This window comes from Cupriavidus sp. GW822-FHT03E04 (genome assembly GCF_058801495.1).
Window position 1 is genome coordinate 80,233 of sequence record NZ_JBXANI010000026.1, and the last position, 20,934, is coordinate 101,166.

Sequence of the window (20,934 nt, forward strand, 5' to 3'; positions counted from 1 at the left end):
GGGATAGAATCCGCATGGTGCGCGCGCGGCACACGGCCGCGCGCTCCTGGATCTTCCCGAGCCCGCCCATGTCCGGTACCGAACCCGCAAACGCTTCAGCGGCTGCAGCCGCCGCTGCCCCCGCCTTCACCCGCCCGCGCTGGCTGCGCGACCTGCTGCGCTTCCTGCCGCTCAAGAGCCAATTCGTGCTGTCGGGCAGCGTACGCGACCTGCAGGCCTGCGAGGTGGCGCCCGGCGTCATCGCGCCGCAGTCCTTCGCGTTAGCCATGCATGGCGCCCTGCGCGAAGCGGGCTACGCCCATGTTTTTCTCTACGACCCGATAGCAGGCTTCCAGGCGCTGTGCGCGCCCGGCGAAGACAGCAAACCGGCCGAGGCCATCCTGCAGCAATTCGGCCTGACCGTGAGCGAAGGCCGCGCCAATGCCGGCATCGACCTGCTCGGCGCCACGCTGGAGCGCTTCGCCGCGCACCCCGGCGAGCCGCTGGCGCTGATTGTGGATTTCGCTTCGCGGCTGCTCACGCGCGCAGACAACCCCAGCCCCGCCGAACACCAGTTGTTCACCCGCGCGCTGGTGCTGTCGCACCAGGTCCGCTCGCGCCCGGCCGGCACGGCGCGCAAGCCCTTCTTCAACAGCATCCTGTGGGTGGTCGACAAGGAAGGCGACCTCCCCGACTGGCTGCTGGTGGGCAACCCGCGCCTGCGCCATATCCCAGTGGCCAAGCCCGATCACCACGCCCGCCGCGCGCTGGCACCGGCGCTGCTGCGCGGCCTGGCGGGCGCGCAGGACGCCGATGCGCAGGCCATCCAGCAGGCGCAGCAGGCTTTCGTCGATGACACCGAGGGCATGCTGCTGCTCGATCTGAACGCCATCGCGCAACTGGCGCGCGTAGAAGGCGTGCCGCTGGCCCAGGTGACCGACGCGGTGCGCCGCTACAAGGTGGGCGTCACCGAGGACCCCTGGCTGAAGATCGATCGCAACCGCATCCGCGGCGCGAGCGAATTCATTAGCCGCCGGGTCAAGGGCCAGGGCCACGCGGCCACGCACATGCTCGATATCGTCAAGCGCGCCATGACCGGCGTGGGCGGCGGGCGGCGCGGCGGACGGCCGCGCGGCGTGGCCTTCCTGGCCGGGCCCACCGGCGTGGGCAAGACCGAGCTGGCCAAGACCATCACCAGCCTGCTGTTCGGCGACGAGAGCGCCTACATCCGCTTCGACATGTCCGAGTTCAGCGCCGAGCACGCCGACCAGCGCCTGATCGGCGCGCCGCCCGGCTACGTCGGCTATGACGTGGGCGGCGAGCTGACCAACGCGATCCGCGAAAAGCCCTTTGCGGTGGTGCTGTTCGACGAGATCGAGAAGGCCCATCCGCGCATCCTCGACAAGTTCCTGCAGATCCTGGACGACGGCGTGCTGACCTCGGGGCGCGGCGACCGCGTGTATTTCTCCGAGGCGCTGATCGTGTTCACCTCCAACCTGGGCATCTACCGCACCGGCGCAGATGGCCAGCGGGTGGCCAACGTCAACCCGGCCGAGCCCTTCGAGGCGGTACAGGCCAAGGTGCGCAGCGAGATCGAGCGCTACTTCAAGCTGGAGCTGAATCGCCCGGAGATCCTCAACCGCATCGGCGAGAACGTGATCGTGTTCGATTTCATCCGCGCCGATATCGCCGCGCAGATCTTCACGCAGATGGTGGACAACGTGCTGGCCGACCTGGCGCGCCAGGACCTGCACCTGAGGCTGGCCGCCGGTGCATTGCAAGCGCTGCGCGAGCGCTGCCTGGCCGATCTCACCAACGGCGGGCGCGGCATCCGCAACCAGGTCGAAGCCCACCTGCTAAACCCGCTGGCGCGCGCGCTGTTCGACCAGGACGCGCAGCCGGGCGAGCGCTTCGAGATCGCCGGCCTGACAACCGGCGCCTTCACGCAGCTCAGCCTGCAACGCCTGTGAGCGGCGCCGAGGCAGCGCTGGATTTGTCGCGCTTGCATTTCCCCGTCACGACGCTCGGCCCAGGGCAGCGCGTCGGCATCTGGCTGCAAGGCTGCTCGATCCGCTGCCCCGGCTGCATCTCGGCAGACACCTGGCAGGCCGGTAGCGGGCGCAGCGTGAGCGTGACAACGTTGATGGCGACGCTGGCACCCTGGCTGGCACAGGCCGAGGGCGTCACCATCTCGGGCGGCGAGCCGTTCGAGCAGCCGGAGGGCCTGATGGCGCTGCTGCATGCGCTGCGCGCGGCCTGCCCGCTCGACATCCTGGTCTACAGCGGCCATCCCATCGAGGCGCTGGCACCCGTGCTGGCGCGCGCCGACGGCCTGATCGACGCGCTGATATCCGACCCGTTCGCGCTGCGCGCGCCGCAGACGCTGGCGCTGCGCGGCAGCGACAACCAGCGCCTGCACCTGCTCACCCCGCTTGGCCGCGCGCGCTTCGGCGCCTTCGAGCGCCCGCTGGCCGCACACGATCGCGCGCTCGACCTGATGTTCGACGACGACGGTACCGTGTGGCTGGCCGGCATCCCCCGGCGCGGCGACCTCGGGCGGCTGCGCGCGCTGCTGCAGGCCCAGGGCCACACCATCACCATCACCGAGGACCGCGCCGCCAGGCGGCCCGAACCCAACGGATACTCCCAGCCATGATGCGTTTTTGCCCCAACTGCCAGACCGAACGTTCACTGGCGGAGATCTTCTGTGAAGGCTTGTTCGGCCACGCGCCCTGCGGCTGGGACCTGTCTGGCGAAGCGATCCATGCGCCGGGCTGGCGCCCCGCGGCAACGGCAACCACCGCTACGCCTGCCGCCGCGCAGCAGGCGTCCGGCGTGGTGCCAGGCCACTGCCTCAATGGCCACCCGATGGCCGCCGACGACCTGATCTGCCTGCAATGCGGAGCCGATCCGGCAGGCGATGTGCTGAACGCCAACGCCGAAGCCAACGCCGAAGCCAACGTCATCGCCGGCTGGCGCCTGCTGCACCGCATCGCCAGCACCGACGGCGTGCGCGAGCGATATGCCGCGCAGCAGGTCGATACGCAACGCCACGCCGTGCTGACGCTCTACCGCGCCGGCGCCGAGCCCGACCCGGCCGTCTACGCGCTGCTGCAACGCCTGCCGCGCGCTCACGTGCCAGAGATCCTTGCCACCGGGCGCTGGCAGGAGCGTGCCTATGAAGTGGCCGAGGAACTCAGCGGCGGCACGCTGGCCGACCTTGGCATCGTCGCCGGCGACCTCGAGCGGATTCGCCATATCGTGCGCGAGCTTGGCGAGGCGCTGCATGTGTTCTCGGAAGCCGGGCTGCGCCACCGCGACCTGCGCCCCGGCACGCTGCTGGTGCGCCAGCGCGAGCCGCTCGACCTGGTGGTCAGCGGCTTCGGCTCGGCGCGGCTGTCGGACTTCGACCTCGACATCGTCTCGCCGCTGGAGACCTCGCGCTATATGGCGCCCGAAGCCATCGCCGGCGGCGTCGCGGCCGCCTCCGACTGGTGGAGCCTGGGCATGATCCTGCTGGAGCAGGTCACCGGCGGCGCCTGCTTCGCGGACATCCATCCGCAGGCCTTCCTGATCCACGTGCTGGCCAACGGTGTGGCGCTGCCCGATGACCTCGATCCCGAATTGCGCCTGCTGCTGCGCGGCCTGCTGGCGCGAGACCGCAATCAGCGCTGGCAATGGCCGCAGGTGCAGGCATGGCTGCATGGCGAGGCAGTCGATACCCCCGCCGACAGCAGCGAGCAGGCCACCGAGCACGACAGCAGCGCCGCCAGCGCCATCGAACTGGGCGGCCGGCGCTACCGCAGCCCGGCGCAGCTTGCACTCGCCGCCGCGGAAGCCGGCAACTGGGACCAGGCCGGCGACCACCTGCGGCGCGGCGTCATCGTGACCTGGGCGCAGGATGCCGCGCTGCCCGCGCAGCGCCTGTCCGGCCTGCGCGAAGTGGCGCGCAACGAGGGCCTGGAAGACGATTTCCGCCTGATGCTCGCCCTCAAGCTGCTCAACCCGGAAATGCCGCTGATCCTGCGCGGCGACATTGTCACGCCGGGCTGGCTGCTGCAGCATCCACAGCAGGGCTACGCGCTGCTCGCAGGCCTGGCGCCCGACCTGCTGTCCCGCTTCGACAACGAGCACTGGCTGGTCCGCCTCAAGATCCGCGCGGCCCAGGTGCGCCAGCGCGCGCGCAGCCTGGAGATCGAGCTTGACGAGGACAGCCTGCGCATCCACTTGTTGTCGAGCTCGCGCGCGCGTCTCGCCGCGCTGTGGGAGGCGCGCCGGCGACTGCTACCGGACAGCAGCCATGCCGGCGTGCTGTCGCTGGCCGAGCGCCGGCTGATTGGCGAGGAAGACCTGATCGTGCTGCTGTCCGCCGCGCCCGGCCAGTTCCGCTCGATCGATGCGATCGTCGAGCAAGCCGCGGCGCTGGCCCGGCGCGAGGACGTGCTCGCGTTCAGCGACAACACCGCGCGCGCCTGGCTCGAACAGGGCCGGCAGGTGATCTGGCAGGCGGTGGACGCGCGCCTGGAAGGCTTCGCGCGCAGCAGCGTGGCCGCGGTCGATGGCTGGGCCGCGCAGTTCCGCCTGGAGCGGCGGCTGCCGCTGGCGCAGGCGCTGGTGCTGCTGGCGGTGCCGCCAGAGCAATGGCTCGCGCCGCAAAAGCAGCAATACGTGGCCGACATCCTCGACTTCTTCCAGAAGAAGGTGGCCACCGCCGTGCTGCGCGGGCCGCTGGTGCGCATGAGCATCGGCAAGACTACCGCGCGCATCGACCTGCGCGAGCTCGACAGCGCGCGCCGTCCCGCCGGCGCGTTGCTCGACCACTTGCTCCAGCGCAATGCGCAGCCGATCTCGCTGGACCCCGCCCTCTTCGGCGAGCGCCCCGAGCTGGAGCTGCGCCTGCAGAGCCTGTACCGGCACAGCACGCTCTACCGTCGCGATACCGGCATCGACGGCCTCTACCTCGGCTTTCCGTTCCTACTCACGCGCGACGCGCGCGGCAACACCAAGACCCGCATCGCGCCAGTGCTGTTGTGGCCGGTCAAGCTGTTGCTGGAAGTCGGCAGCCGGGGCCAGGCAGCGCTGGCCTTCGACGGCGAGCGCGAAGAGGTGCGCCTGAACCCGGCGCTGGAAGCGCTGCTGGGCATGGAGGCCAGCCGCCGCTGGCGCGACGCCGCCGACGAGCTGCTGGGGCGCTCCGCGCTCAAGGCCGGCGAGGTGATGGACGCCTTCGGCACGCTGGCCAGCGCGAGCGAGCGTGTGCTGGGGCGCCTGCCCGGACTCGACACGCAGGTGCAGCCTTATCAGGACGCCCTGTCGTGCGCGGCAGTGCTGTTCCATGTCACCTTCATGGGCCAGGCGGTCGGCGAGGACCTGCGGCAGCTCAAGACCCTGCCTGGCGGCGGCACGGGGCTGGAGACCGCGTTGCGGCTGGGCGCGGGCCATGCTGCCGCGCCGGATGCCGACGCTGCAACCGAAGCGGCCGACGCCACCGACGCCACGCAGCCGCCAGAGCGCGAGCGCTACTTCACCGTGGCGAGCGATCCCTCGCAGGAAGCGGCAGTGTTGCAGGCGCGGCGGGCGCCGGGCCTGCTGGTCGAAGGCCCGCCCGGAACCGGCAAGAGCCAGACCATCGTCAATATGGTGGCCGATGCGCTCGGCCGCCAGCGCAGCCTGCTGATCGTGTGCCAGAAGCAGGCCGCGCTCGACGTGGTGCGAAAGCGGCTGGTTGCCGAAGGACTGGAGCAGCGCATCGTCATGTTGAGCGACGTGAACCGCGACCGCGAGCCGGTGATCCGTGGCGTGCGCGAGCAGCTCGAGGCGCTGTTGAAGACGCCTGACGCCGGTCCGCCCGCATGGCGCGCGCAACGCGAGCGCGTCGCCGCGCGCATCGAAGCGCTGGAGGGAGAACTGGACCGCCACCAGCAAGCACTGCACCAGGTCGATGCGCGCATTGGCCTGAGCTACCGCGCCTTGCTGGGCGAACTGGTGGCGCTGGAACAAGGCGGGCCACCGCTGGACGTGCCGGCGCTGCGCGCCAGGCTGGAGCCGCTCGACACCGCCAGCCTTGCAGCGCTGGAAGAAGCCTGCGCACCGCTGGCCCGGCACTGGCTGCCCGCGCGTTTCGAAGGCAGCCCGCTGGCGCGCCTGCGCCCCTTCGCCACCGACAGCGCCACGCTCGCCGATTTCAGCGAGAACTTCGAGCGCCTGGTGCAAACTGAACAAGCGCGCGCCGATGTGCTCGCGCACCGTCCCGCGGCATTCGAAGTCGAAGATCCCGGCCCGCATCGCGCATGGCTCGCCAGCCACGGCGACGCGTTGCTCGCGCTCGACGACGGGCGCCGCGCCGACCTGGCACGCTGGCTGCCACTGTTCCGTGCGCTGGGCGCAGCGCCGGCCAGCACGGCCTCTTGCGCGACCACTCGCGGCGCCGCACTGCTGGCGCAGCTCGCGCAGGTGCAACAGCAGCTCGCCGACTGCCCGCAGGACGCGCATGATGCCGTGCTGTCGCCCGCGCTGGCCGCACTCGACGCAGGCGAACTCGCCGCAGCGGTCGCACGCGCCGAGCAACTGGCGACGCCCGCCGGCCTGCTTGGCCGCCTTAGCCCGGCGCGCTGGCTGCGCCAGCGCAAGCAACTGGCCTTGCTGCAACGCTGCAGCGGCAATGCCGCGGCCGGGACGGATTCCAGCCGGCTGACGGCGCTGGCCATGGCAGCGCGGCTGGAACAGCAATGGCGCGCGCCACGCCAGGCCCTGCGCGACATCCTGCAACACCTCTCGCTACCCGCGCCCGCCACCGACGCCGGCCCGGCACTCCCTGCGCTATGCGCCGACGCGCAGGCCCGCCTGCACGATGCAGCGGCAATGTGCGATCGCCTCGCGCAAGCCCCTCGCGCCGAGCAGGTCGAAGCCGCGCTCGCCAGCGGACGGCGCGAGACGGTGGTCGCCTTGCTGGCCGGATTCGACGCGGCTTTCGCGCGCTGCGAAGCACGCCGCCTCAGCCACGCCGCGCTGCAACGCCTGGCCGGCTGGTGCGAGCCGGATTGGATTGCCGCCTGTGATGAAGCCATTGGCGGCAACAAGAACAGCGCGCCTTTGACGGCGCCGCTTGCGGCGGCATTGCCCACGCTGCCGGCCTATCAGCGGTTCCGCAGCCGCGCCAGCCAGCTCGGCCCTGACGCGCTGGCCGTGTTCGCCACGCTGCGCGACAAGCAGCAAGCGCTCGAAGCGATACCGGCCGACACGCTCGAGGCCGAGGTGCGGCGCCTGCTCAACCGGGAGGCGCGCCTCGCCTGGAAGCGGCAACTTGAGCTGCATCACCCGGCGCTGCAACTCGAACGCGGCGAAACCGAGGCGCGCGTGAGCGCGCTGGCCGCCGCCGACGTCGAGATGCGGCGGCTCAACCGCGCACTGCTGGTTCATGGCATCGAGCGCAGCCGCGTGCGCCCGCTCAAGGAATGGGAGGACATCACCCGCCTCACCGGACGGCGCGCGCGCAGGCTACGGGAGTTCATCGAGCTGGGTGCGCCGCTGGGGCTCATGGCGCTGCGCCCGGTGTGGCTGATGAACCCCGACGTGGCTAGCCGCGTGCTGCCGCTCAAGGCAGGGCTCTTCGACACCGTGATCTACGACGAAGCCTCGCAGATGCCCATCGAGTACGCGTTGCCGACCCTGTTCCGCGGCCGCGTCGCGGTGGTCAGCGGCGATGAGAAGCAGATGCCGCCGACCAGCTTCTTCTCCAGCCGCATCGAGAGCGACGAGGCCGAGCTGTTCGACGGCGAGGCCCCTGACGAAAACGCCGACGAGGCCGTGCAGGACGCCTTTGACGAGGAGTGGAACCGGCGCGAGATCAAGGATTGCCCCGACCTGCTGCAACTGGCCCGCACCACCTTGCCCAGCGCCACGCTGCAGATCCACTACCGCTCGGCCTACCGAGAACTCATCGGCTTTTCCAACGCTGCGTTCTATGGCAGCCGGCTCAGCGTGCCGGTGCGCCATCCGCGCACGCGCATCCTGCAGGACAAGCCCGTGGAGCTGATCCGCGTGGACGGCCTCTACCAGAACCAGACCAACCCCGCTGAAGCCGAGAAGGTGGCAGACCTGCTCGCCACGCTATGGCAGGCGCCGTTCGCCGAGCGGCCCTCGGTGGGCGTGGTCACCTTCAACCGCAAGCAGGCCGACCTGATCGAAGAAGTGCTGGAGGCACGCGCCTCGCGCGACGGCGATTTCCGCGCCGCCTACCGCGAGGAACGCGAACGCAGCGAAGGCGGCGAGGACATGGCGGTATTCGTCAAGAACGTGGAAAACGTGCAGGGCGACGAGCGCGACATCATCGTGTTCTCCACCACCTTTGGCCGCAATGGCCAGGGGAGCTTTCGCCGCAACTTCGGCGTGCTCGGCCAGAAGGGCGGCGAGCGCCGCCTGAATGTAGCCGTCACGCGGGCACGCCGCAAGGTGGTAATGGTGACCTCGATGCCCATCTCCGATATTTCCGACATGCTGTCCACGCGCCGCGCGCCGGCCATCCCGCGAGACTTCCTGCAAAGCTATCTTGAGTATGCCCGCACGCTGTCCGCCGGTGAATTCCCCGCCTGCGAAGGCCTGCTCGGCAGGCTCCAAGGCGAACGGGCGGAAAGCGCGCGCAGCGCCGGCAGCGAAGTCGACGATGCACCCCAGGACGGTTTCAAGGCCGCGGTAGCCAGCTATGTCCGCAGCCTCGGATGGGAGCTCGCGCCGGCCAGCGAAGGCGACGCCTTCGGGCTGGACTATGCCATCGAGGACCCGCGCACCGGCCTGTATGCGCTGGGCATCGAATGCGATGCGCCGCGCCACGCGCTGCTGGCCCGCGCCCGTGCCCGCGAGATCTGGCGCCCTTCGGTCCTGGCGCGCGCCATCGCGCGTATGCACCGCGTTTCCTCGCACGGCTGGTACCACGATGGCGAGAGCGAGCGTGCACGCCTGAAGGCAGCGATCGAAACCGCCACGCGCCCGGCGGTGCAGCTGGACGAAGCGCTGGGCGAAACCGCCACGCATGCCGCCGCCGAAGCGGCATCGACAGGAGCGACGCCATGAGCGGCCCCAAGGTAGTCCGGGTAGTCACCCGGGAAGAGCGCATCGCACGCGGGCGCGACCAGCTCGCGCGACTCGACCACGCCATCGCCAACTGGAGCCACGAAGGACAGCGCCTGGGACAGCTCGACCAAGCCACGCTGGCGGCCACGCGCGAGCGCCGCGCCGGCCTGCAGGCGCTGCTGGAAGCCGATCGGTTCGAGGCGCTGCAGCGCGGCGCCGCGGCTGAGCTTGCCTTCCTGCAGGGCGATCTCGAGGCATGCCGGCAGCGTTGCGCGGAGCAAGCCGGACAGGCCCGCCAGCAGCAGCGGCAGTTGATGCAGAACGCCGCCACATTGCGCCGCGCGGATCAGCAGCGGGGTCAGCAACGGGCTTTGCCAGCGGATTTGCTGACGGCGCTGCAGGCCATCGAAGACGGCACCCTGCATGGCCCGCAAGCGCAGGCTGCGCTTGCACGCGGCTTCACCCTGATGGCGCCGCCGGAAGAGCAAGCCGCGCTGAGCGATGCGCAGCGCGCGCTCGCCAACGCCCTGTCGGCTGGCGAGCCCACCGAAACGCTGTCGCAATGGCAGGCGCGCCAGCCCGGCGCCACCGATGCGCGCCTGCGCCAGATCGATCGTCACATCGGCATGCTGGAAGCGCTGGATGACCACGACGCCGCCGCCGGCTTCGCCGCGCGCGCAGCCAACGCCCAGGCCGAGACGGCATCGGCACGGCACAGCATGCTGCTGGACAGCCTGTTGCTGGATCTTGCCGCGGCAGCGCGGGAGCGCCAGGTGCGTGCCGCCTGCCTGCTGCGCCTGGATACGCTGGCGGCGCGCCTGGACAGCCTTGGCACGTTGGGATCCGGCGCCCCGGATCAGGACGCTCTCGCCCTGCGCAAAATCATCGACATTGCGCGCCAGGCGGCGGACGCAGCCACCATCGGTGCGCAATGCGAGCACGGCGAAGCAATGCTCGAAACCCTGCTCCAGCGTCAAGCCGCGCTCGCCCGCCGCGAGGCCGTGCTGGGAGGCCTGGCCAGCCTTGGCTACGAGGTGCGCGAAGGCATGGCGACCGCATGGGCAGAGCACGGCAAGGTGGCGCTGCGCAAGACTGCCACGCCGGGCTATGGCGTGGAACTTGGTGGCGCCGGCGACAGCGCACGGCTGCAAGTGCGCGCCGTGGCCTTCTCCGAGACACGCGACACCAGCCGCGACCGTGATATCGAGACCCTCTGGTGCGGCGAATTCACCCGTTTGCAGGCACTGGTGGCGCAGCGTGGCGCAGGCATCGAGATCGAGCGCGCGCTGCCGGTGGGCGCCGCGCCATTGCGGGTCGCGACGCTGGAGAACGATCCCGCGCAGGCTGCCCCCGCGACGGCTGCGCCGCTGCAGCGCACGCTGCCACGCGCGTAGCCACCCGTCAGGGAATGCCGTTGCGGCCGTGGCGCACGAAACCCTCCCGGCCGCCAAGCCGCTCGAAATAGGCGGCTACCGCAGGATAGTCTGGATGCGGCTGTGGCGTGGCGTACCAGCGGTTCACCGACAGGCCGATCGGGATATCCGCCAGCGTGAAGCGATCGCCAGCCACATAGCCACCGGTACCTGACAGTTGCCGCTCCAGGATGCCGATATGCCGAGACCAGTCGCCGACGGACGCGGCAAGCGCCGCGGCATCCTGATGCAAAGGCGATTGCCTGACCAGTGCCATGAACGCGTAGCGCCACGCATTGTTCAGCTCCGTCGCCTGCCAGTCCATCCATTGGTCCACCCGCGCACGCTCGCGCGCCGCAACCGGGTAGATGGCGCCATCGCCATCGCCATACTGCGACGCCAGATAGCGAATGAATGATGGTGTTCGATTCCCAAAGCACAAAGCCGTCGTCATCGAGCACCGGCACCATCGCATTCGGATTCAGCGCGAGGAATTCCGCCGTATCGGTGGCGCGGTAGCCCGAACCCCAGTCCTCGCGCACGAACGGCAAGCCGAGTTCGTCGCAGCACCAGAGCACCTTGCGGACGTTGATGGAGGAGGCCTTTCCGAGGATCTTCAGCATGGGCGGGGAGGCGCGCGTGGCGCAAAGAGAATGGCTTCCAATATAAAGCCGGGCTGTCAGGCCGCACAGGCACAGTTGCGCCGATTTGCGGCCTGACAGTTGACATTTGAGAGTTGGACAATCGGAAGTTTGTGCCACGCGGCAGGGCAAGCACTGCGCAAAACCGCACGCTCGCTGTGCGCGGCCGCCTCACCCCGGTGCATCCGGCGCTGCGGGTCTGCCCGCCTTGACATGGATGTCTGCATCTCCTGACAATGCCTGCACAGCATCTTGCCTACCAGGGACCCATCGATGACGATCATCCGCCGCGCCCTTGGCGCCGCAGCACTTGCCACAAGCCTCGCCTGCGCCGCACTCTCCCCAACCGCTGTTGCTGCCAGCCTCACCATCGGCATGTCGGGGGACATCACCTCGCTGGACCCGCACTATCACAACGTCACGCCCAACGCGAACGTGGCCGAGCATATGTTCGAGGCCCTGATCGCCAAGGACGAGAAGATGCGCTTCAAGCCCGCGCTGGCGCTCTCGTGGAAGCCGGTCGACGACACCACCTGGGAAATCAAGCTGCGCCCCGGCGTGAAGTTCCACGACGGCAGCGAGTTCACCTCGGCCGACGTGGTCTACTCGCTGAACCGCCCCGCCACGGTCAAGAACAGCCCGTCGCCGTACACCATCTACACCAAGGGCTTCAAGGACATCACCGCGGTCGACAAGCTGACCGTGCGCATCACAACCCACGGCCCTTATCCGCTGGTGCCCAATGACCTCTCCACCATCTACATGCTGTCGAAGAAGGTCGCGGAGAACGCCAGCGGCGACGACTTCAACAGCGGCCGCGCGATGGTCGGCACCGGCCCGTACAAGTTCGTCAGCTTCCGCAAGGGCGACCGCATCGAGCTGACGCGCAACGACAGCTACTGGGGCAACAAGCCGGAGTGGGACACCGTATCGCTGCGCATCCTCACCAACGACGCGCCGCGCGTGGCCGCGCTGCTCGCCGGCGACGTGCAGGTCATCGAGAACGTGCCCACCTCGGATATCCGCAAGCTCTCCGCCGATCCCGGCGTGAGCGTGTTCAAGGTGCCGACCTTCCGCATGATGTACCTGCACCTGGACAGCAACCGCGACGTCACCCCCTTCGTCACCGACAAGGCCGGCAAGCCGCTCGCCAGGAACCCGCTCAAGGATGCGCGCGTGCGCGCCGCCATCTCGCACGCCATCTCGCGCCAGGCCATCGTCGACCGCGTGATGGAAGGCGCCGCCGAGCCCACCGGGCAGCTCGTGAACTCCACGTTGTTCGGCCATGTGCCGAGCCTCAAGCCTGACACCTTCGACGCCGCAGGCGCCAAGAAGCTGCTGGCGGACGCGGGCTATCCCGACGGCTTCGCGCTCACGCTGCACGCGCCCAACAACCGCTACGTCAACGACGAACAAGTCGCGCAGGCGATTGCCTCCATGCTCGCGCGCGTCGGCATCCAGACCCGGGTTGAAGCCATGCCGTCCGCCACCTTCTTCACGCGCGCCAACAAGCTGGAGTTCTCCTTCATGCTCGCCGGCTGGGGCGCGGACACGGGCGAGGCTGGCTCGTCGCTGAAGTCGCTGCTGGCCACCTACGATCCGGCCAAGGGCTGGGGCGCATCCAATCGCGGCCGCTATAGCAATCCGGCGCTGGATGCCAAGCTGGCCACGGCGCTGACCACCATCGACGATCGCGCGCGCGAGAAGTTGCTGCAGGACGCGACCGAGATCGGGATCAAGGATTACGGTGTGATCCCGCTGTATTTCCAGATCAACGCATGGGCGGCGAAGAAGGGGTACAAGGTGGTGCCGCGCCAGGATGAGCGTACCTACGCATTCGCCATCAGCAAAGGCTCCTGAGCGTTAGCCCGTCACCTCGATGACCGGCGCGCCAGCGCGCCGGTCACGCCATCGCCGCGCGCCATGCCTCACGCGAAGGTGATGAACTGAGCCGACGACCACACCTTGCCGTCGTCTCGTTCCCGGCCATGGAAGTACACCGGGCGGTGGCCATGGGGCCCGTTCACCGGCTCGACGTCGACCACGCCGCTCACGTCCACCGGCAATGCCTTGTCGGTGAGCCGCTCCAGCGCGATAAACAGTTCCGTGCCGCCCAGCTCCAGCCGCAGACCGTCATTGGCGAGCAGTTCGGCGCCGCTGACCTCCCAGCGAAAATCCGGCGCATGGGCGAAGGGGTTGCGCTGCAGCGGATCTCCCACCTTGATGAAGCTGTCGATGTGCCCTTCGATCACGATGCGCGCGGCAGCGAGGTTGCTCACGTCGATTTCCACGCTGTCCGCATCGCCATAGGTATCGCTGCGAAAACCGATGCCGGTCGCGCCTTCGCGCCAGCAGGCTTCTTCCTGATGCTCGAAGCCGTGCCCGCCGAAGCGGTTGATCGTGCCATTGAGAATGCGGATGCGGCCTTGCCAGGCGGCCCAGCGATAGCGGTCACGGATCCGCGCGCCGCCCCAGCGCACGCGGATCAGGCGCTCGGAGAAGCCCGCCTCCCGATGCAGGTTGCGCTCCCAGATCAAGCCATTGTGATCATAGGCCGCCAGGTACTCCCAGCCGGTCTGGCCGAGGAAGCGATAGTCGAGCCGGGCCGGACCGCGATGCGAGGCCGGCAGCGAGAATGCGTCGCCCTGCACGAAGTCGCCGCAGCGCACCAGCAGCGCCGTGTGCTCGCCGGTGCTGGCCCAGGTGTGGCGCGCGCGCAGTGCGCGGCCGATCGCCTGCCGGTCCAGCCGCTCGGCCAGCACGCCGGTCAGCCCGCCGCGCACGCCGAACACCTGCACGCCGGGCGGGCCGCCGCCAGGGCGGCCACGGTGCTCGTCGCCGCTGGCTGCCACGCCCAGCTGGTAGCCGCGCGCCATCACATCGCGGTACAGCCAGTCGAAATGCCCCCAGCTGGAAGCGATCTCCACCAGCCGCTCGAGCTCGGGATGATGCCAGTCCGGGATGTAGCGCCGCCCGCCCACGTGCGGCATGATCAGGTGCTGCTCGGGCGCGCCGACATAGGCGTCCCATAGCTCCTCGACTGGCCAGCGCCCCAGCTCGGCCGCCGTGCCCTTCATGTCCTCGTTCCAGACCAGCGTACGATTGTGTTGGCCGCGGGCGTTGTAGGGAAAATCCGGCGTGCCGTCGCCAAGGAACACGACGTTGTGATCCCCGCCCGCCGTGGAGCTGCCGCACCACTCCTGCACCGGGTAAGCGACAAAGCGGCCGGGCTCGTTGAAGGTTCCCACGGCTTCCAGCCCAAGCTGCCAGTTGGCATCGGTGATCTGGAAATCGTTGACGGTGTAGCCGAACACATCGATGCCGCCCACGTCGCGCGCATAGGCCACGTTGTAGGCCGGGCTATTGGTGCCGACCGTGTCGTGCGCATGCACATGCAAGTCGGCGTAGAAGGCGCGCGGCGCATCGGCTGCGTCGAAGACCGTCAGCCACGCCGAGCCCTTGGCAACGCGGGGCGCATCCGTCAGGGAAGCTTCCAGGCGCAGCGTGCCGGCGCTGGCGGGCAGGTCGTCGATGCCCACCGATGCCCAGCCCGCCTGGGGCACGGGATAATCGCGCTGGTGGACAAGCTCAAAGCCTTGCCACGCGGCAAGGCGTATCGAGCCGCCTGCCGCAGCGCAGATATTGCCCCATCTGTCCATCAGCGAAGCCCTGAGCGGCAACGGCGTGCCCGGCCGGGCAAAGCGCGGCGCCTGCAGCAGGACCTGCGCCGGCTGCCCGGCGTGGATATCGATCACCGCATCGCCCGGCACCGCCACGAAGCGCGAAGTGCCTAGCGGATCCACATAGAGCCGGAAGCGAAAGCTGTCTTCGATAAAGGTCTGCACGCGCGTGCCGGGCCCGCCGCGGCGCCGGTCGCCAAGGCGGATCAGGATGTGATCGCCGGCATTCAGGTAACCATCGACCACATCGACGATGATCGCTTTCTGGAACGGGCGCTCATGCCCCTTCTGCTCGAAGCGCACGTTGAGCGATTGCACGCTCGCGGGGCTCTGGCCAGGCACAAGCGGCGCGGCCTGGTACTCGGCGCTGATGTAATTGGCGCCGCCCGGGTCGGTGGTCTGGAACAGCGCCCAGTCGGAGTAGAACTTGAACGTCGCCTTGAGCCACGCGCCATCCGCCACGCCGGAGGCACCGACCTCGTAGTCGAGGATGATCTCGGCCCATTCGCCCGCTTCCAGCCGGCTCACGGAGCAGCTCACCCGGCCGGCGAACGGCAGCGCCTTGTTCTGCTCGTACAGGCCGGCGGGCGCGTGATGCGTGCCCAGGCGCTCGCGCAGCGCGGCGTAACGCGCGGCCAGTGTTGTCTTGTCGGTCATTGGGGGGAACTCCGATGTCAATGAAATGGCCACGGCGCGCTGGCATCCCACACCGGGATGCCCAGGTAGGCATACCAGGGCGCCATGACCAGCAGGCCGTAGGCAATGCCGATCAGCACCGACACCACGCCCACGCGGGCATAGTCCGCCGTGGTGAAGGTGCCGCTGCTATAGGCCACCACGGCCGCGGTGATCTGCGTGGGCAAGATGTAGGCAAAGCTGTCGCTGTCGCACACCAGCAAGGTGAACGCGGCGGGATGCAGCCCGAGCTTGGGTGCTAGCGCCAGCATGATCGGCGCGATCATCGTCACGGCGGCCACGTTGGACAGCATGGCCAGGCGCGCCACGTGCGTGCCGAGCATGACGATCAGCAACGCCAGCCACCACGGATGGCCCGCCGCGAAGCGGTACAGCCAGTCGGCCACCCACGGCGCCAGGCCGGTCTCGCCAATCGCGGAGGACAGGCTCAGCGCGCCGGCCAGCAAGAAGAACGTGCCCCAGATCGTGCGGGCCTGGATGTCCCTCCAGCCCAGCCCCGTCAACCCGGGCACGAACAGCGCGGCCAGCCCGAGCAAGGCCACGATTTCGGAAGGCAGGCCATGCCACGACTCGGTCGCCCACAGCACAGCCACCACGGCAAACACCGCCAGGATCGTTTTGGATTGCACACCTGCCGGCGGCAACGCGGCACGCTCGGCGGCAATCGCCGCCTGGCCGCCAGGCAGCCGGACCGCGCGCGACTTGAAGTAGGACTGCACCCACAACTGGGTCAGCACGAACATGCCCAGGTACGGCCATTGCAGCTTGAACCAGTCGAGATAGGAGATGTGCAGGCCGAGGTTCTTCTGCAGCAGGCCGACGATCACCATATTGGGCAGGTGCGCGGTGAGAATGCACATGCCGCTGATCATCGAGCCATACACCAGCGACTGAATCACGATGGCCTTCTTCGCGCTGCGCTCACGCGGCGAGTCGCCAAACAGGCCCACGATGCCGTTGACGACCGGCAGCAACGTAGCCGCGCGCGCATTGGCCGCCGGCACGAGAAAGCCCAGCACGAAGTTGACCACGAACATCACCCAGATCACGCCATTGGCGGTACGCGTCTTCAGCTTGTCGAGCAGGAACAAGGCGATCCGCCGGTCCAGCCCGGCCGCCTGCATGATGGCCGAGAAGATGAACGCTGCCAGGCACAGGAACACCACGGGCGTGGCAAAGCCGCTGGCCGCCTTGGAGAACGGCGTCACCGCATGCGCCAGCACCAGCAAGGCGGGGATCAGCATGCCGCTCACGCCGACCGTCACGGCCTCGCTCATCCAGACCAGGCTCGCCCAGGCCACCACCGCCAGCGTGGCGCGGCCTGCGGGCGGCAAGCCCTCCGGCTGCGGGAGCACGAACAGGATGGCGAAAAAGGCGATCCACGCGGCCACGAAGCCCAGCTGCGCTTTGCGCAATGGACCCGGCCGGAACCAGGCCGGCGGCTTGTGCAGGTATGCTTGCCAACCGGCGCGCGAATGCGCCGATGACGGGTTGAGGGGAGAGTTCACTGCGGCTCCTTGGCGGTTTCCCGATACGCACGTAAGACGCCGCACTGGTCAGTCCGGCCTTGGAAGGCAATAATACGTTTTAATACAAGATGTCCAACGAAGGCATTGGCATATTGTTATGCTGTTTTTCACAAGCCTTTGATACAACAGGGTTTTACATGAGTGTTGCGCGTGAGAACGCCATTTCACTGTACGAGCAGATCGCAGATTTGTTGCGCGAAGAAATCCAGAAGCGGCGCTTCGACCCGTCTGGAAAGCTACCTTCCGAGGCCGAGCTGGGCGAGCGTTTCGGGGTGAGCCGGGTCACGGTGCGCCTCGCGATCACGCGGCTGGTTGATGCTGGCCTGGTCGAGCGCAAGCAAGGCAAAGGCACCTTCGTGGTCGACAAGCGGCTGCGCCATGGCCTGGATACGCTGCGCGGCTTCTACGATTCGCTGGTGCTGCAGGGACACGCGCCAGAGATGCAACTGGTCGCGCTGGAGCGGATCGCCGTGCCGGCCCGGCTGCGCGGTATCTTTCCCGCCGCGCTCGGCCACTGCATCGCCTTGCAGCGCCTGCATCGTCTCGATGGCGAGCCGATTGCGCTCGCCGAGACCCACATTGCCTGCGATGCCACGCCCGGCTGGGAAGATGCCGAGCGCAATCCGTCCTACACCTTGATCGGCCAGTTGCTGGGCATGCCGGTCGACCGGGCCGACCTCGTCATCCGCGCGCGCTCGGCGGGCCAGCACCTGGCGGCCGTGCTGCAGACCTCGCGCACGCATCCGCTGCTGGAACTGGAACGCACGTCGTTCACAGCGGATGGCACGGTGTGCGAGCACACGCTGTTTTCCATACGGTCGGAGCGGTATGAGTTCGCGCTCAATAGCGCGGGCGGCGTGCGGGTGCCGGCGTGAGTGGCTCCTTTCATCTCACCTCCCCCTTGTCTTGATCCTTGCCCTTGCCCTTGTCCTTGTCCCTGGACGCGCCGGCATTGCCGTACCACGGCGGCACCAGCGAGTACATCGCCGCCGAGCACGGCACGCCGTGCAGCACCAGCCGGTTGCGGGCGATGCATTCGAACTGCGCGCCGATCTTCTGCGCGACGGCGCGGCTGACCATGTTGTGCTCGGCGGCGACCACTTCCAGGCGCGTCAGCCCGAGGCGGTGAAAGGCATAGCACGCCATCAGCTCTGCCGCGCGCGCGCCCAGTCCCTGCCGCTGCCGGGTCTGGCGGATCCAGTAGCCGAGGTTGCCGAAGTTGTAGTCGCGGTTGATCTGGTTGATGGAGACGCCGCCATACAGCTCCCTGCCATCGGGGGCGAATACGCCGATGTCGTAGGCCTCGCCGATGGCCATGCTCTGCGTGCACAGGTCGACCCAGTTCTCGGCATCGCGCACGCTATAGCCCGCGTGGCACCACGGCAGCCATTTGCCCACGGTCTCGAGTGATTCGTGCACGGCGGCCACGAACTGGGGCACGTCGGGATAGCGGAAGGGGCGAAGGAGGAAGCCTTGGCCGTGAAGGGCTTGCATGGTGCGTCCTTGGGACTCGGTCAGCGCGGGAACTTGCCGGCGTGCGCATCGTGGGGCATGACGCGCCCGGCCTGCATGCCAGTGCGGCGAGCGTCATGGCCAGGCCGCCTCATCTCGGCCTCATGGCTTCGCCAATCAGCAGCCTGGCCTGCACGCGCGCATGCAGCAGCGCCATGTCGGCATGGCGCAGGCTCGGGTGGCGGCTCAGCGCGGCCATCACCTTGCCGGACTGCCGGATCGAGCCAGCGCCGGCATCGGCGGCGGCGCGGTCGATCAGCGCGTCGATCTCCGCGTCGGACAGCGGACGGGCGATGCGGGCGGCCAGGCTCAGTGCCGTGTCGTCGAAGCGGGCGCCGTCGTCGAAATGAATGCAGCCCTCGATCATCACAGGCAAGCCTTGCGGGTCGATCTCGCCAAAGCGCAGCTCGCGGATGTCGACCGCATGATGGCGGCCGTCGAGGTAGAGCGAGCCGTCGATGTAGCCGGGCTCCGGGTTGAGCGGGAAGACAAGGCGCGTGCCCGCCAGTTGTTCAAGGCTGTAGGTGGGCAGGTCCATGCCGTCGAGCCGGATCGCCGTGCGCACCGGCGCGCCGCCGAGCACGAATGGCGCCAGTTCTATCTCGAGGTCGGCGCCGTGCGCGTGGATCGTCGAGGCGCAGAGATGCGCGACCAGGGGGTGAAGCAGTGCGACGGGAAAGGCAGGCATGGACGGTTTCCTCGCAAAGGGTCAGGGACTGGCGCCAGGGCATGGTGGCGCCCGCATTACCAGCGTTACCGCTCAATCCCGGTTGTACACCTCGCCGCCTTCCTCCGCCAGCGCGCCGGCGGCGGCCAGCGACGCCAGGATCCGCTCAAGGATGGCCGCCATGTCCTGCGCGGGCATGAAGCGCGCATGGATGCGCTGCATCAGCGGCGCCTGCGCCATCCACGCCAGCAGCGCGTCGCGTCGCATGCGCTGCTGCTCAAGCAGCTTGAACTTCACCAGCACCTTGATGGCATGCGTGGCATTACGCCCGGCATCGGCGCTGAGGTAAGCCAGCCGCCCATCAGCAACGTCAAGCGCGGCCGCTACGTTGGTGAAGGGCCGCCCGTGGCCGGGAATCACCACGCGCACATCCAGCGTGGCGATGCGCGCCAGCACGGCCGCCTGCTCGGCGAAGCCGCTCTCACCGTCGAGTTCCGGGAAGATCACGCCAAAGCCGTTCTCCCACAGCGCATCGCCGGAGATCAGGATGCCTTCTTGCGGGGCGAACAGCATCACGGCATGGGGATCGTGGCCGGGCGCGCCTACCACCTGCCAGTCGAGCCCGCCCAGGCGCAAGGTGTCGCCGTCCTGCACCACGTCATCGAAGGTGAAGCGGTCGCACTGCTGACCGGTGGCGCGGTAGCTGAGGGCGTCCACGTCCCACGCGCGCACCGCCTCGGCCTCCGCGGCGGGGATCAGCGTGCGCGGTTGCCAGCGGCGCTGCAGCGTGGCGTTGCCGCCGCAGTGGTCGGAGTGCAGGTGCGTGTTCACCAGGCGCCGCAGCGCCCGCCCGCCAAGGCCGGCCTCGACCAGCGCCAGCGTCTGTGGCGCATGCGTGACGTAGCCGGAATCGACCAGCGCGGTGTCATCGCCATCGACAAACAGGATGTTGTTGGCGGATAGCCAGCCGCGCTCGAAAACGCGCATGGTGCCGGGCAGGTTTGGAGGCGTGAAAGTGGTTGGCATTGGGGTGTCGGCAAATCAGCTAGTCAGCGCGCGGCGTGGGAGGTGGCGGTGCATCGGCTCGCCCCGCGCCAACCGGCAATGCGGCGGCGGCACGGAATGCGCCCGAGGCAAAGAAAGGATCCTGGGCAAGCCGCGCGGTGAGCATGTCGAGCGCATCCAGGCCCCAGAACAACTGCCCCTCGGTATCCCCTTGCAGCGCAGCGGTAGGTACGCCGAACACGCCGCGCGCCAGCGCTTCGTCCCCGTTTTCCCGCAGGCGCGCCTTGACCGCATCTTGCGCCAGCGCTGCGGTAGGTACGCCCAGCGCACCGCATAGCGCGTCGAACTCGGCCTGCTGCTGGGGCACGTGGCCTTGCTGCCAGACGAAGCGGAAAACCGGTGCCAGCGTGGCGTGCGAGAGCCGGCCTTCGAGCTCCAGCGCGACCGCCAAGCGCAGCAAGGGCAGCGGATTGAACGGGTGCACGGCGGGCATGGCGAGCGGCGTGCCGTCGCGGTGCGCGATCCAGGCAACGTGCTCGAAGGTAAAGCGGCGCTTGGGCGCAATCTCGGCCGGGCCGACGTTGCCCCAATGGCGCAGCAGCCCCGCAAACAGCAGCGGCACGTAGCGCACCGAAACATCGGCTGGCAAGGCCCGGGGCAAGCGCTCGAACGCCAGGTAGGCGAACGGCGAGATCGGGTCGAAGTACCAGTCGATGGCGGTTGTCATGGCCGGGTCACGCTACG

General features: G+C 68.8%; 12 protein-coding genes and 1 pseudogene. 6 read left to right on the forward strand and 7 right to left on the reverse strand.

What is annotated here, in order from left to right; all coding sequences use genetic code 11:
- Positions 1-68 precede the first annotated feature (68 nt).
- From AC1RQC_RS31495 to AC1RQC_RS31510, 4 genes are read left to right on the forward strand one after another with little or no spacing between them, the layout of a single operon-like run.
- On the forward strand, positions 69-1,949 hold the full coding sequence (locus AC1RQC_RS31495; RefSeq protein ID WP_492830303.1) for an AAA family ATPase: 1,881 nt from the start codon (positions 69-71) through the stop codon (positions 1,947-1,949).
- On the forward strand, positions 1,946-2,635 hold the full coding sequence (locus tag AC1RQC_RS31500) for a 4Fe-4S single cluster domain-containing protein (protein WP_492374294.1): 690 nt from the start codon (positions 1,946-1,948) through the stop codon (positions 2,633-2,635). Before AC1RQC_RS31495 ends, AC1RQC_RS31500 begins: the two co-directional genes overlap by 4 nt.
- Positions 2,632-9,048 (forward strand): AAA domain-containing protein, encoded by a 6,417-nt coding sequence (locus AC1RQC_RS31505; protein ID WP_492885613.1) that lies wholly within the window; start codon positions 2,632-2,634, stop codon positions 9,046-9,048. The genes AC1RQC_RS31500 and AC1RQC_RS31505 overlap by 4 nt, the downstream gene beginning before the upstream one ends.
- Positions 9,045-10,442, forward strand: coding sequence for a hypothetical protein (locus AC1RQC_RS31510; RefSeq protein ID WP_492374292.1), 1,398 nt, complete (start codon positions 9,045-9,047; stop codon positions 10,440-10,442). Before AC1RQC_RS31505 ends, AC1RQC_RS31510 begins: the two co-directional genes overlap by 4 nt.
- Positions 10,443-10,449: 7 nt before the next feature.
- On the opposite strand, the pseudogene AC1RQC_RS31515 reads toward AC1RQC_RS31510, so the two are convergent.
- Positions 10,450-11,083 (reverse strand): annotated as a pseudogene (locus tag AC1RQC_RS31515) (glutathione S-transferase family protein).
- A gap of 291 nt (positions 11,084-11,374) precedes the next feature.
- Between AC1RQC_RS31515 and AC1RQC_RS31520 the strand changes: the two are divergent.
- A complete protein-coding gene (locus AC1RQC_RS31520) occupies positions 11,375-12,961 on the forward strand; it encodes an ABC transporter substrate-binding protein (protein WP_492885615.1) in 1,587 nt (528 codons plus the stop codon).
- 68 nt (positions 12,962-13,029) lie between these two features.
- On the opposite strand, the gene AC1RQC_RS31525 is transcribed toward AC1RQC_RS31520, so the two are convergent.
- Both AC1RQC_RS31525 and AC1RQC_RS31530 read right to left on the reverse strand, forming a co-directional pair.
- On the reverse strand, positions 13,030-15,438 hold the full coding sequence (locus AC1RQC_RS31525) for a hypothetical protein (RefSeq protein WP_492885617.1): 2,409 nt from the start codon (positions 15,436-15,438) through the stop codon (positions 13,030-13,032).
- A gap of 17 nt (positions 15,439-15,455) precedes the next feature.
- A complete protein-coding gene (locus AC1RQC_RS31530; RefSeq protein WP_492885619.1) occupies positions 15,456-16,985 on the reverse strand; it encodes an SLC13 family permease in 1,530 nt (509 codons plus the stop codon).
- 158 nt (positions 16,986-17,143) lie between these two features.
- Between AC1RQC_RS31530 and AC1RQC_RS31535 the strand changes: the two genes are divergently transcribed.
- Entirely contained in the window at positions 17,144-17,881 is a 738-nt protein-coding gene (locus AC1RQC_RS31535; RefSeq protein ID WP_492374287.1) for a GntR family transcriptional regulator, read from the forward strand.
- A 10-nt stretch (positions 17,882-17,891) separates the two neighbouring features.
- On the opposite strand, the gene AC1RQC_RS31540 is transcribed toward AC1RQC_RS31535, so the two are convergent.
- From AC1RQC_RS31540 to AC1RQC_RS31555, 4 genes are all read right to left on the reverse strand, one after another.
- Entirely contained in the window at positions 17,892-18,500 is a 609-nt protein-coding gene (locus AC1RQC_RS31540; protein ID WP_492885621.1) for a GNAT family N-acetyltransferase, read from the reverse strand.
- 109 nt (positions 18,501-18,609) lie between these two features.
- On the reverse strand, positions 18,610-19,206 hold the full coding sequence (locus AC1RQC_RS31545) for a GatB/YqeY domain-containing protein (protein ID WP_492374285.1): 597 nt from the start codon (positions 19,204-19,206) through the stop codon (positions 18,610-18,612).
- A gap of 72 nt (positions 19,207-19,278) precedes the next feature.
- Entirely contained in the window at positions 19,279-20,211 is a 933-nt protein-coding gene (locus AC1RQC_RS31550) for an MBL fold metallo-hydrolase (protein WP_492374284.1), read from the reverse strand.
- 19 nt (positions 20,212-20,230) lie between these two features.
- Positions 20,231-20,917, reverse strand: a complete 687-nt coding sequence (locus AC1RQC_RS31555; RefSeq protein ID WP_492830285.1) for a 2-hydroxychromene-2-carboxylate isomerase — start codon at positions 20,915-20,917, stop codon at positions 20,231-20,233.
- Positions 20,918-20,934 lie beyond the last annotated feature (17 nt).